The sequence below is a fragment of the Clostridium budayi genome, from assembly GCF_055396605.1.
In genome coordinates, this window is the sequence record NZ_AP042456.1 from 618,680 (window position 1) to 632,344 (window position 13,665).

Consider the following 13,665-nt stretch of genomic DNA (forward strand, 5'->3'; position numbering starts at 1 on the left):
TAAATTAAAAAGATATGATGTTTAAACATCATATCTTTTTTATATTATTTATTAGGTTTAAATGATTCAAATTCCTTAACTATATCATCATATAAAGCATTAACTATATCAAAATCCATATTATCAACATAGAATTTTTCAAGTTTGTCATGAAGAAGTTTAGCTTCAGTTATAAGGGATAAACCTTTATTTAATAATATATCAAATTCACATCTATCAAAATCAACTTCATCTTTAACGGCGTCAAGTTTCTTCTTATCACAAAGAGAAGTTAAATCAAATGAAGTTCCATTAAGTTTAAGTTTAGAAATTTCATTTTCTGTAAATATTCCTATTTTAGCTTCAGGAATTATAATGTGTTCAACTTCTTCAGGAAGTAGTGGACAATGGAAGTACTCAACATCTAAACCATGATTTAAGAATTCTTTTGCAAGATTCTTAAGCATATAACTCTTATATAAACCAGGTTCTCCTTTAAGTACAAATATATTATCAGTAAATGTTGATAGATTATCACCAAAAGATACAATTCCATTTGGGGTAAATGCTGTTGCAAATAGATGTCTTTCTTTTCCTACATGACCAGTAGAAACACTTGGAATAACAGCTGATTTTAATGTGTTTTCAAAGTTAAGAAGTAAATCTTTATCTACGCAAGTATTATTAATTTTTCTCCAGTCTAAATAAACTTTACTTGCTGCATTAAAGAATCTATAAGCTCTTGTAAATGAGTTACTTATATCGTTGGATACAGCTAGAATTTCCTTTTTTTGAGGTCTAATTGATTTCATATCTAAAGCCTTAGCCAAGTCTATAATCCTATCAACAGCCCCAGGGTTTTTTGGATCAGTCATATGAGGTGCAGTTGCATCTAATATAGCAACTTTAAGTTCTTTAACTAATACACCGTCAAGAGATTGGTCATCAGAAGAACAGTGATATTCTTCAACTGTATAGGAATTTGTAGCAAAATAAAATGCTAATTTTTTCATTAAAGATGACTTACCAGTACCAGGACCACCTTTTAAACATATTATTTCATTTGCATCTTCTTGAGAAAGAAGATATTTAAAATGTGAATAAAAGCCTTCGGAAGTATTTCCTCCTAAAAACATGTGACGATTCTTTGATTTGCTCAAGATACCACACTCCTTATAGCAATTAATAATTTAACTAATACATTATATAGAGAGCTATAAATTTTGGTGATATAAAATATATAAATTAAATTGTATTACAAATTATGTATATACAACATTATGTATATAAAGTGTTAAAAAATATGTATATTTGCATAAATATAAAAAATATTAAAAAATACTTGCATAAATATAAGGAGATGATGTATAATATGAGTAAGTTAATAAATGGAAAATAAATTTGGGGAAATAAAAAGGGGGATTTTAAAATGAAAAAAGGATTATTAAAAAAGGTGATTGCATCATGTCTTGCTTTAGCAATGACATTTAGCATAGTAGCATGTGGAAATAAAGAGGATAAAGGTACTTCAAATGAGAGTAAGACTGCAATTACAGAAATAAAAGATAAAGGTGAATTAGTTGTTGGATTAAGTGCAGATTATGCGCCATATGAATTCTATACAATGGTAGATGGTAAAAAGACAATAGTTGGTTTTGACGTAGAACTTGCTAAAGAAGTAGCTAAAGACCTAGGAGTTAAACTTACTTTTAAAGAAATGAAATTTGATGCTTTACTTACAGCATTACCAGCTGGACAAATTGATATGATTATTTCAGGTATGAATCCAGATGAAGAAAGAGCTAAAGTAATGGATTTCTCAGATATTTACTACACAGCTCAACATGGAGTTTTAGTAAATAAAAAAGATTTAGATAAGTATAAAGCTGTAGAAGACTTAAAGAGTGCAAAAGTTGGAGCACAAATGGGTTCAACTCAAGCAGACATAACAAAGGAAAAAATAAAAGCTGAAAATCCAACATTACTGGCTAATGTAAATAACTTAATATTAGAACTTAAATCAGGAAAGATTGATGCTTTAGTTACAGAAAAACCAGTTGCAGAAATGGCTATTAAAAACAATAATGAATTAGCTTTATCTAAAATAGAATTCAAAGATGAAACAGGTGGAAATGCAATTGCAGTTCAAAAGGGAGAAAAAGAATTAGTAGAACAAGTAAATAAAACAATAAAAAGACTTAAAGATAGTGGAGACTTAGATAAGTTTATAGTTGAAGCAAATGATTTAGCTTCAAAGCAGATTGAGAAATAAAAGTGCAAAAAGATAAATATATATAATATTAAGAATTAGATGCTTGGCTAAAATTTAGCCAAGCATCTAAAATAAAGGAGGGAATTTAAATGGGGTATCAATTTGATTTTAGCTTCTTAAAAGAGTACTTACCGGTTTTCTTAGAAGGGGCTAAAATGACATTAATAATTTCATTAATAGCAGTGTTATTTGGAACGATATTTGGTTCTATTTTATATTTCATGAAAGCATCAAAATTTGGAATAGGAAAATTTAAACCCTTGTCTATTATTGCAACAGTATACATAGAGATAATAAGAGGAACACCTATGATATTACAAATATTAATGGTGTACTCAGGTACCGCATTATTTCTAGGTCTTGACTTTAAGCCAATTACAGCAGCAATAATTGCTGTATCTTTAAATTCAGCAGCCTATGTGTCAGAAATAATAAGAGCTGGAATAAATGCAGTAGATAAAGGACAAATGGAGGCTGCAAGAAGCCTTGGAATGACACAATTTCAAGCAATGAAGATGGTAATAGTACCACAAGCTATAAAAAACATATTACCTGCTGTTGGTAATGAATTTGTTGCAGTAATTAAAGAATCATCAATGGCATCATTTATAGGTGTATCAGAACTTTTATTTAGTGCGGATATAGTAAAAGGTGCAGTCTATTTACCTTTTGAGCCATATATAGTTATTGCAATATTCTATTTTGTTATGACTTTCTCATTAGGTCGTCTTATGGGATATTTAGAAGGGAGGATGAAAGCTAGTGATTCACGTTAATAATTTGCATAAATCTTTTGGAAAAAATGAAGTATTAAAAGGTATTAATGAACATATAAAAAAGGGAGAAGTTGTTGTTATTATAGGACCTTCAGGTTCAGGGAAAAGTACTTTCTTAAGATGTTTAAATCTACTTGAAGTACCAACTGAAGGGGAAATAACTTTTGAAGGAAAAAATATAACAGATAAGAAAGAAAACATAAATAAAATTAGAGAAAAGATGGGAATGGTGTTTCAACAATTTAATTTATTCCCACATAAAACTGTATTAGAAAACTTATGTTTAGCACCTATTAACGTAAAAGGACTATCAAAGGAAGAAGCAAAAAATAAAGCTATGGAATTATTAAATAGAGTTGGACTTAGTGATAAAGCTTCAGAATATCCAAATTCTTTATCAGGTGGACAAAAGCAAAGAATAGCAATAGCTAGAGCACTTTGTATGGAACCAGATGTTATGTTATTTGATGAGCCAACATCAGCTCTTGACCCAGAAATGGTAGGAGAAGTTTTAAGTGTTATGAAGTTACTTGCCAATGAAGGAATGACTATGGTAATAGTAACTCATGAAATGGGATTTGCAAAAGAAGTTGGGGATAGAATTTTATTTATGGATGAAGGAAAGATAATGGAAAGCGGAACTCCTGAAGAGATATTCTTAAATGCTAAAAATCAAAGAACTGTAGATTTCTTATCAAAAGTATTATAAAGCTAAGATATATAAAGTTAATAATAGTCTGCAAATATATTATAAATTGAAATTTTATAATATATTTACAGACTTTTTTATTTAGAGAGGAATATGCTTAGCAAAACACGGAAACTTTTTCGTAAATAGTAATTGTTGTAAAAAGTTTATGGGGATTTTATAATTAATTTATAAATATTATGAAATTGCAATTTTATATATTAATTTTTATGTACAAAAGATTAGGGGGAGAATCATTATGAACAAAAGGTTAAAAGCAACTTGTGTAGCTCTTACTATTATAGTATCACAATCAATGTTTATTACACCTATGGTTGGTAAAGCGGAAACTGTACATGCGGCAGAAAGATATTCTAGTGATGCATCAGTTGATAATAAGGTTAATTTTAATACAGATGTAATATATCAAATTGTAACGGATAGATTTTATGATGGAGATAGTAGCAATAATCCAAAAGGTGCAATGTATGATGCAAATAAGAAGAATCTAAAAAAATATTTTGGTGGTGATTGGAAGGGGATAGAAGATAAAATAACTAGTGGTTACCTAAAGGATATGGGAATAACAGCAATTTGGATTTCACAACCAGTTGAAAATATTTATAGTGTATTTGAAGATGGTAGTACATCGTATCATGGATATTGGGCAAGAGATTTTAAAAGGACCAATCCAGCATTTGGAAGCATAAAGGACTTTAAAAATTTAGTTAAAGTTGCACATGATAATAATATAAAGGTTGTTATAGATTTTGCACCAAATCATACATCACCTACTAGTAGTAAGCTATCAGAAGATGGTAAGTTATATGATAATGGAAAGTTAATAGCAAGTCACTCAAATGATCCAAATGGAATCTTTAATCATAATGGAGGTACTGATTTCTCAACAATAGAGAATGGAATATATAAAAACTTATATGATTTGGCTGATTTAAATCATGAAAATAATACTGTTGATAAATATCTTAAAGATGCTATTAATATGTGGTTAAATACAGGAATTGATGGTATAAGAATGGATGCAGTAAAGCATATGCCAGAAGGATGGCAAAAGAATTTTGTTGATAATGTATATGATCATAAGCAAGTATTTACTTTTGGTGAGTGGTTCTTAGGTAAGAGAGAGGTCGATCCTAAAAACGTAGAATTTGCAAATAATAGTGGGATGAGTTTACTTGATTTTAGATATGCTCAAAAAGTAAGAGAAGTTCTTAGAGATGGATCAGATAATATGTACGGATTAAATGAAGTTATTTCTAGTACAGCTAATGATTATGAACATGTAAACGATCAAGTTACATTTATTGATAATCATGATATGGATAGATTTCATACTGATGGATCAGATAAGAAAAGTGTAGATGAGGCATTAGTTTTAACATTAACATCAAGAGGGGTTCCTGCTATATATTACGGAACAGAACAGTATATGACAGGAAATGGTGATCCTTATAATAGAGCGATGATGACAGGATTTAATAAGGATACTACTGCATATAAAGTAATCCAAAAATTAGCTCCTTTAAGAAAGACAAATCCAGCTATAGCTTATGGAAGTACAGAGCAAAGATGGGTTAATGATGATGTTTATATTTATGAAAGAAAATTTGGTGATAATGTTGCTTTAGTAGCAATAAATAAAAGTAAATCTAAGAGCGTAGATATAACAGGAGCACTTACAAGTCTTCCAAAAGGAAATTATGAAAGTGTGTTAAATAATATAACATCAAATAATAATATCAATGTAGATTCAAAAGGAAATATTGAAAAATTCACATTAAAACCAGGAGCTACAGCAGTATGGAGTTATGTTGCTAAAACTAATTCACCGACTATAGGTCATATAGGAAGTCCTACTTCCGAACCAGGGAAAATTGTAACTATCGATGGTAGAGGATTTGGAGATTCAAAGGGAACTGTTAATTTTGGAGAAAAACAAGGAGAAGTAGTATCTTGGAATGACAGAGAAGTAAAGGTTAAAGTTCCAGATATCTCTGCGGGAAAGATTAACGTTTCATTAAAAACATTACAAGGCGTTAAATCAAATTTATATAAAGATTTTAATGTATTAACAGGTAAACAAGAATGCGTAAGATTTGTAGTTAAAAATGCAAAAACTTTAATGGGAGAAAATATATACTTAACAGGAGATACAGGAGAACTTGGAAACTGGAATCCTAATAATGCAATTGGTGCAATGTACAATAAAGTAGAATATCAATATCCAAACTGGTATTTTGATGTAAGTGTTCCAGCGGGAAAAACAATTAATTTTAAATTTATCAAGAAAAAAGGTAACCAAGTAATATGGGAAAGTGGAAAGAATCATACTTATAAGGTGCCAGATAACTCAACAGGAAAAGTAGTTGTGGATTGGCAAAACTAAAGGGGATAAGATTAACATTAATATAGCATTTTTATTTAAAAAACTAAAAAAGCTATATTAATGTTACATATAATTTAATGATAAAAAATAGATAAATTAATTAAAAGAGGAACAAAACTCGGAAACGTTTTCGGAGTCGAAGTTAAGATATCTATATTGAATAGTTGGAAAACTGAGAATATAATTACATATAGGTAAACATTTTCAAAAAAATATACTTAGAATAGTATATATACTTAAAAATGGTAAATTTGTTGAAAACATGATATGATTATAACTGTATTTATAATGTTAAATGGATAAAGGAGAGAAAAAATTGAGTACAATTAAAGATATATCAAGAAAATGTCATATATCAATATCGACAGTATCTAGAGCATTAAATGGATATAATGATATTAATGAGGAAACAAAGGAGTTAGTTTTAAGAACCGCAAAAGAGTTAGATTATATACCTAATAAACATGCCAGGGAGTTAGTTAAAAGAAATAGCAATCATTTAGTAATAATAACAAAGGCTTTAAATGAACAGGATAATTTATTTCAAATACTTAGAGGGTTATATAGTTATGGAGAAAAATTTAATTATTCAGTTTCATTATTTACATTAGGAACTTCAATAAAATGTGGTAAATCATATTATAAATTTTGTAGAGAAAATAATATAGCGGGAGCATTATTATATGGAATACATACAAATGATCCATATATAAAAGAATTAATTGATAAAAAGTTTCCAACTGTAATGATTGATTGTGAAATTACAGGAGAGAAAGTTGCTAATATAAGTATAAATAATTTTAAGGCTGCATATGAAGCTGTTAGCCATATGATTAATAATGGTTGTAAAAATATAAAAACAATTCAAGGTGGAGAGGGCTCTTATGTAACTAAGGAAAGAGTTAAAGGTTACATTAAAGCCTTAGAAGATAATAATATAAAAGTTAAAAAAGAAGATATATATTATGGAAACTTTTCTAAGGAGTTTGGAGAAAAAACTATAAAAAAAATTATAAAAAATAAAGATGTTGATGGAATATTCTGTGGAGCTGATAGCATTGCAATTGGAGTATATCAAGGATTAAATACATTAAATATAAATATTCCTACTGAGATTTCTGTAGTAGGATTTGGAGATATAGAAATGGCAGAGTATTTATCACCAGCATTAAGTACAATTAGACAAAGTATGTATAATTTTGGATATGAAGGTGGAAAAGTATTAGACAAGCTTATAAAAGATGAGGAAGTAAAAAAAATAGTAAGATTAGAGCATGAATTTATAAAGAGAAGATCAGTAAGGTAATTTTTGGATTTAAGGTTCATTTTTTAAATAACATTTTTGGAAACGATTCAATTAGAAGAAAAATAAATATGAGGAGGCAAAAAGTTTTATGAAATCTAGAATTACAAGAGAAGCAATACATCATATTGTACAGAGTAATTATTCATATGGATATGATAGTGAGACATTACACTTAAGGATAAAAACTAAAAAAGGAGAGGTTAAAAAAGCACAAATAAGAATTGGAGATCCGTACATATGGGATGCTGGTGGATGTGATGGCGGAAATATGAATGCTACAGGAGGACGATGGATAGGTGGAAAGAGCTATCCTATGAAAAAAGAATGTGAAACAGAATATTTTGATCATTGGATAGTTGAATACAAACCTGAAATGAAGCGTTCAAGATATGCATTTATATTAGATGGAGAAAATGAAACAATATTATATACAGAAAAAAGAGTACATGAATTAAATGGATATGAAGATGAAAAAAAATTATCTGCAATAGGAGATTTCTTTTGCTTCCCATATTTAAATAACATAGATGTGGCAAAGACACCAAAGTGGGTTAAAGATACAATCTGGTATCAAATATTTCCAGATAGATTTTATAATGCAGATGAATCAATAAATCCTAAGAATGTTGAGCCGTGGGGAACAGAGCCTACTGGAGATAACTTTATGGGGGGAGATCTTCAAGGTGTATTAGATAAATTAGATTATTTATGTGATCTTGGAATAACAGGATTATACTTCTGTCCGATATTTGAAGCTACTACAAATCATAGATACGATACTATAGATTATTTTAAAGTAGATCCATCACTTGGAGACAAAAAGATATTTAAAAAATTAGTAGATGAAGCTCATAAAAGAGGCATGAAAATAATGTTAGATGCCGTGTTTAACCATATAGGATATTTTGCACCACAGTGGCAGGATGTAATAAAAAATAATGAAAAATCTAGATATAAAGATTGGTTTCATATAAAAAAGTTTCCTGTAGTTGATAGAGAATTAGAAGAATTAGATGGTAATAATTTAAATTATGAAACATTTGGAAGAACTCCATTAATGCCTAAACTTAACACAGAAAATAAAGAAGTTGTGGAATACTTATTAAATGTTGCAAAGTATTGGGTAGATGATATGAAGATCGATGCATGGAGATTAGATGTATGTAATGAAGTAGATCATGTATTTTGGCGAAAATTTAGAGAAGTAGTAAAAACTATAAATCCAGATGTATATATACTTGGAGAGGTATGGCATGATGGATTGCCATGGTTAATGGGGGATCAATTTGATGCTGTTATGAATTATCCAGTAACTGAAGCCATTAAAGAATATTTTTGCTTAGATGAAATTAGTTCTGAACAGTTTAAGTTCATGGTTGAAGATAATAAAGTAAGTTATTTAAGACAAATTGGGGAGAGTATATTTAATCTTTTAGACAGTCATGATACTCCAAGAATATTAACTGTTGCAAAAGGAAATAAAGAAAAGATGAAATTATCATATTTGTTTATGTTTACTCAAGCCGGATCACCATGCATCTATTATGGAGATGAAGTTGGGATGGAAGGCGATCAAGGCATGGGAAAAGAGTTCCATAGAAGATGTATGATTTGGGATGAAGATAAACAGGATAAAGATATGTTTAAATTTATGAAACGAATTATTGAAATTAGAAAAGAAAATAGCGAATTCAAACTTTTAGATAATACATGGATAAATGCTAGTAGAGAGGATAAAATACTAGTTTATTCTAAAGGAAATATAGTAATTATCATAAATAATTCTAATGTGGAGGAAAAGATATTATTACCTAATGAACTTATAAATAAAGAAGTTATTAATTTATTTGAAAATAAAACTGAAACATTAGAAAGAGAAATTACATTAGAACCATATGAATTTAAGATTTACAAATAATTAGTTAATAAAAATACATCAATAAAATATAGCAATATAGAAGAATTAGTTAACAAATATATGTAACGATTCTTTTAAGAGGAGGTTTTTATGGCTGGATTAACATTTAAAGGTATAAAAAAGATATATGAAAATGGATATGAAGCAGTAAAGGATTTTAATCTTGAAATAAAAGATAGGGAATTTATTGTCTTTGTAGGACCATCCGGTTGTGGTAAATCTACGACCCTTCGTATGGTAGCTGGATTAGAGCACATATCAGGTGGAGAACTTTATATAGGAGATAGATTAGTAAATGATGTTCTTCCAAAAGATAGAGATATAGCGATGGTCTTTCAAAATTATGCACTATATCCTCATATGACTGTTTATGACAATATATCCTTTGGGTTAAAACTTAAAAAGATGCCTAAGGAAGAGATTGATAAAAAAGTTAAGGAAGTAGCCAAAATACTAGATATTGAAGAACTACTTAATAGAAAACCAAAGGCATTATCAGGAGGACAAAGACAAAGAGTAGCAATGGGGAGAGCTATTGTAAGAAAACCTAAAGTATTTTTGATGGACGAACCTCTATCAAATTTAGATGCAAAATTAAGAGTTCAAATGAGAATGGAAATATCAAAGTTATATAAAAAATTAGATACAACATTTATATATGTAACTCATGATCAAACAGAGGCAATGACACTTGGTACAAGAATTGTTGTAATGAAAGATGGCGTTATACAGCAAACTGATACACCAAATGAAATTTATGAGCATCCAGTGAATATGTTTGTTGCAGGTTTTATTGGGAGTCCTCAAATGAATTTCTTTTATGGAGATATAAAAACAACTGATAAAGAGAAATTTATAAAAACTTTTAATTCAGAGATTAAAATAACTGGAGAAAAACTAGATAAGTTAAAGGATATACATAACAAAGAAGTTATTTTAGGAGTAAGACCTGAAAATATAATTATTGATAAGAAAGAATTAGAAAGCATTGATATACAAAAATTCATTGGAAAAGTTAATTTAATAGAAAATCTAGGTTCAGAGTTATATATTCATGTAAGTAAAGATGATAGAAAAATAATAATAAAATCAAATAGATATTTAAGTTATGAAATTGGTCAAGCAATAGAATTTGGATTTAAATTAGATTCAATATGTATTTTTGATAAAACTACTCAAGAAACAATAGCTTAGCAATTTAAGGCATATAAAAATGCTTAATATAAAATCTAGGAGGTAAATTAATATGATTAACAAAAAACTAGTTGCAACTATTATAACAGGTGTAATTATGACATCATTATTTGTAGGATGTTCTGGTGGAAAAGATAAATCAGAATCTACATCAGGTAAAGAACTAACAGTTTGGACAAAATTACCTGAAAAAGAGGTTCCAGTATTGCAAGAAGCTGCTAAGAAGTGGGAAGAGAAAACTGGAAACAAGGTTAAGGTAGTTAGGGATGATGGAGATTTCCAAGCATTTTTACAAGCTGCCAATTCATCAAAAGGACCAGATATATACTTTGGATCAGCTCATAATCAGTTATCTGCATATCAACAAGCAGGAATAGTAGATGAAGTACCATCAAAATATGTAAAAGAAGATGAATATATAAATAAAGGCGTATGGGATGCAGTAAGTATCGATAATAAAAAATATGCAATTCCAATATCAATAGAAACAACAGCATTATTCTATAATAAAGATTTAGTAAAAGAAGCTCCAAAGACAATGTCTGATCTTACAAAAATGGCATTAAAGAAGGGGGCTGGATCATTCCAATTTAATATAAATGATCAATATACTAATTTAGGATTCTTATTAACAAACGGTGGTTATATATTTGCTGAAAAAGATGGAAAGTATGATGTAAACAATATAGGACTTAATAATGCAGGATCAGTAAAAGGTTTAAAAATGCTTCAAGACTTTGTAGTTAAAGATAAGTTTATGCCAGCAGATATCACAGGTGATATAGCATTAACTAATTTTAAAGAAGGTAAATCTATGTTCTATATTTCAGGACCTTGGGATATACAACCATTAAGAGATGCAAAAGTTAACTTTGGTGTATCAGAAATTCCATCAATAGATGGAAAGCCATTTAAAGCTATGTCAGGAGTACAATGTGCTTTCGTAAGTTCAAAATCTAAGGATAAGGATTTAGCTTGGGAATGTTTAGATTATTTAACAAAAGAAACTCAACAAGGACTATATGAAAAAGGAAAAATACCAGTATCAAAAGCAATGTTAGATAAAAAAGAAGTAAAAGAAAATCAAGATGTTCAAGGATTCTTAAAAGCAGCTAAAAATTCAGTACCAATGCCAAATATTAAAGAAATGAATGCAGTTTGGGAACCAATGAAAAATGTACAAAGAGTACTTCAAGGGGAAAACCCACAAAAGGTTGCTAATGAAATTGTAGATGGAATTAAGAAAGGAATACAAGTACAAAATCAATAATTAGAGGGGGAAGTAATTCCCCTTTTTATATAAGAGGTGAATAGTTATGAAGAGTAAAAAAATAAAAAATAGAGATAACTTGACTGCTTCAAAATTTTTAGCTCCGGCTTTGATTAGTATGTTTATATTATCAATTATCCCAATTGTATTAACAATAATTATAGCTTTTACAGACTATAACCTACAGACTGTAAATACAGGATGGAAATTTGTTGGATTAGAAAATTTTAAAAGTATTCTTACAGGTCCATTAAAAGAAATATTTATACCTGTTTTTATATGGACAATAGTAGCAGCTACATTAATTACACTAGGTAGTTTCATATTAGGATTAATATTTGCAATGGTTTTATCAAATAAGAATTTGAAAGAAGCCCCTATTTATAAAGGTATATTAATACTTCCTTGGGCTTTACCTGCAACAATTATAATAATTGCATTTGAAGGTTTATTAAATAGTCAATATGGAGCAATAAATCAGATATTAATGAACTTACACATTATAAATGAGCCTGTTATGTGGTTAACTCAAATAGGCCCAGCAAGGGTTGCGCTTATTTTAGTTAGTATATGGATTGGGTTCCCATATATGATGAATGTTTGTATGGGCGGATTATCAGCAATTCCAGATACATACTATGAAGCTGCTGATATTGATGGTGCAAATGGAATACAGAAGTTTTTCAAAATAACTCTTCCATGCCTTGCAAAAACAGCATATCCATTATTAATTGGTTCTTGGGCAATGAACTTCGGTAATTTTGGAGTTGCGTTCTTGCTATTTAAAGGAGGTCCTGTTAGACCTGAGTCACCTTTTGCTGGATATACAGATATTTTAGGATCAGCAGCATATAAAATGTCTACACAATTTGGTAGATTTGAATTAGCAGCAACACTATCAATATTAATGTTTATTATTGTAGGTGGAATTTCATTTATTCAAATGAGAGCATCAGGACAATTTAAAGAGGTGGATTAGTATGAGTGGAAAAGAGATATTATATAAAAGAAAACTTACTAAACAAGAAAAATTTAATGTTTGGGCAAGTAGAATATTTTTATGGATATCAATACTTGTTATAGCATTTCCAATATGGGCAATTATATCTGCATCATTATCACCTGGGACAAGTTTTTATGAAAATGGAATAATTCCAAAAGAGATAACATTTAGTAACTATTCACATGTAATTAATGATACTGATTTTTTAATTTGGATAAAAAATAGTTTGATAGTATGTTTATTTGTTTCAATAGTACAAGTTTTAATGACTCTTCCAGCAGCATATGCATTTAGTAGATTGAGATTTACTGGAAAAAAATATGGCCTGATGACATTATTAATACTTCAAATGTTTCCAGCTACAATGGCAATTCCAGCTATATTATCAGTAGCATATAAGTTGCCTTTTGGGATGGATAACTTACCATTTTTAATTTTAGTTTTATGTGGATCAAGTGCATATAATATATGGCTTATGAAAGGGTTTGTGGATGGAATTCCTAAAGAATTAGATGAATCAGCATTTGTTGATGGAGCTTCACACTTTAAAATATTTACAAAAATTATAATGCCTCTATCAAAACCAATGCTTATAGTAATATTTTTCTTCTCATTTATAGGAGTATTTGGAGAATTTATGATTTCAGCAGCTCTTTTAAAAGCACCAGAAGTAAAAACTTTAGTTCTAGGATTAAATGGGATGATGAATAGCGGTTCAACAACAAGTTGGCCAATTTATGCAGCAGCATCAGTTATTGCAACAATACCTTTAACAATTTTATTTATTTCTATACAAAAGTTTATAGCTAAGGGATTGGTAGCAGGAGCAGTAAAAGAATAGTATAATACAAT

Annotated in this window: 11 protein-coding genes; 10 read left to right on the forward strand and 1 reads right to left on the reverse strand. The window is 29.0% G+C overall.

Going from position 1 to position 13,665, the window contains the following annotated elements; translation table 11 throughout:
- Nucleotides 1-44: 44 nt before the first annotated feature.
- Nucleotides 45-1,139, reverse strand: coding sequence for a P-loop domain-containing protein (locus ACZ5TJ_RS02890; RefSeq protein WP_464201162.1), 1,095 nt, complete (start codon nucleotides 1,137-1,139; stop codon nucleotides 45-47).
- Nucleotides 1,140-1,408: 269 nt separating this feature from the next.
- Between ACZ5TJ_RS02890 and ACZ5TJ_RS02895 the strand changes: the two genes are divergently transcribed.
- The 10 genes from ACZ5TJ_RS02895 (at nucleotide 1,409) to ACZ5TJ_RS02940 (ending at nucleotide 13,654) form a co-directional block, all read left to right on the forward strand.
- On the forward strand, nucleotides 1,409-2,251 hold the full coding sequence (locus ACZ5TJ_RS02895; protein WP_055207417.1) for a transporter substrate-binding domain-containing protein: 843 nt from the start codon (nucleotides 1,409-1,411) through the stop codon (nucleotides 2,249-2,251).
- Nucleotides 2,252-2,340: 89 nt separating this feature from the next.
- On the forward strand, nucleotides 2,341-3,027 hold the full coding sequence (locus ACZ5TJ_RS02900) for an amino acid ABC transporter permease (RefSeq protein WP_054199046.1): 687 nt from the start codon (nucleotides 2,341-2,343) through the stop codon (nucleotides 3,025-3,027).
- A complete protein-coding gene (locus tag ACZ5TJ_RS02905) occupies nucleotides 3,014-3,736 on the forward strand; it encodes an amino acid ABC transporter ATP-binding protein (protein ID WP_055207416.1) in 723 nt (240 codons plus the stop codon). Before ACZ5TJ_RS02900 ends, ACZ5TJ_RS02905 begins: the two co-directional genes overlap by 14 nt.
- Before the next feature lie 238 nt (nucleotides 3,737-3,974).
- Complete coding sequence (locus ACZ5TJ_RS02910) at nucleotides 3,975-6,122, forward strand: alpha-amylase family glycosyl hydrolase (protein ID WP_464201166.1); 2,148 nt, start codon at nucleotides 3,975-3,977, stop codon at nucleotides 6,120-6,122.
- Nucleotides 6,123-6,438: 316 nt separating this feature from the next.
- Nucleotides 6,439-7,428, forward strand: a complete 990-nt coding sequence (locus tag ACZ5TJ_RS02915; RefSeq protein WP_464201168.1) for a LacI family DNA-binding transcriptional regulator — start codon at nucleotides 6,439-6,441, stop codon at nucleotides 7,426-7,428.
- A gap of 88 nt (nucleotides 7,429-7,516) precedes the next feature.
- On the forward strand, nucleotides 7,517-9,346 hold the full coding sequence (locus ACZ5TJ_RS02920) for a glycoside hydrolase family 13 protein (RefSeq protein ID WP_338587181.1): 1,830 nt from the start codon (nucleotides 7,517-7,519) through the stop codon (nucleotides 9,344-9,346).
- A 90-nt stretch (nucleotides 9,347-9,436) separates the two neighbouring features.
- Complete coding sequence (locus ACZ5TJ_RS02925) at nucleotides 9,437-10,540, forward strand: ABC transporter ATP-binding protein (protein ID WP_338587183.1); 1,104 nt, start codon at nucleotides 9,437-9,439, stop codon at nucleotides 10,538-10,540.
- 52 nt (nucleotides 10,541-10,592) lie between these two features.
- Nucleotides 10,593-11,810, forward strand: coding sequence for a sugar ABC transporter substrate-binding protein (locus ACZ5TJ_RS02930; protein WP_054199052.1), 1,218 nt, complete (start codon nucleotides 10,593-10,595; stop codon nucleotides 11,808-11,810).
- A 46-nt stretch (nucleotides 11,811-11,856) separates the two neighbouring features.
- Nucleotides 11,857-12,789 (forward strand): ABC transporter permease subunit, encoded by a 933-nt coding sequence (locus ACZ5TJ_RS02935; protein ID WP_054199053.1) that lies wholly within the window; start codon nucleotides 11,857-11,859, stop codon nucleotides 12,787-12,789.
- Nucleotide 12,790: 1 nt separating this feature from the next.
- Entirely contained in the window at nucleotides 12,791-13,654 is an 864-nt protein-coding gene (locus ACZ5TJ_RS02940; RefSeq protein WP_055207411.1) for a sugar ABC transporter permease, read from the forward strand.
- The last annotated feature ends 11 nt before the right edge of the window (nucleotides 13,655-13,665 follow it).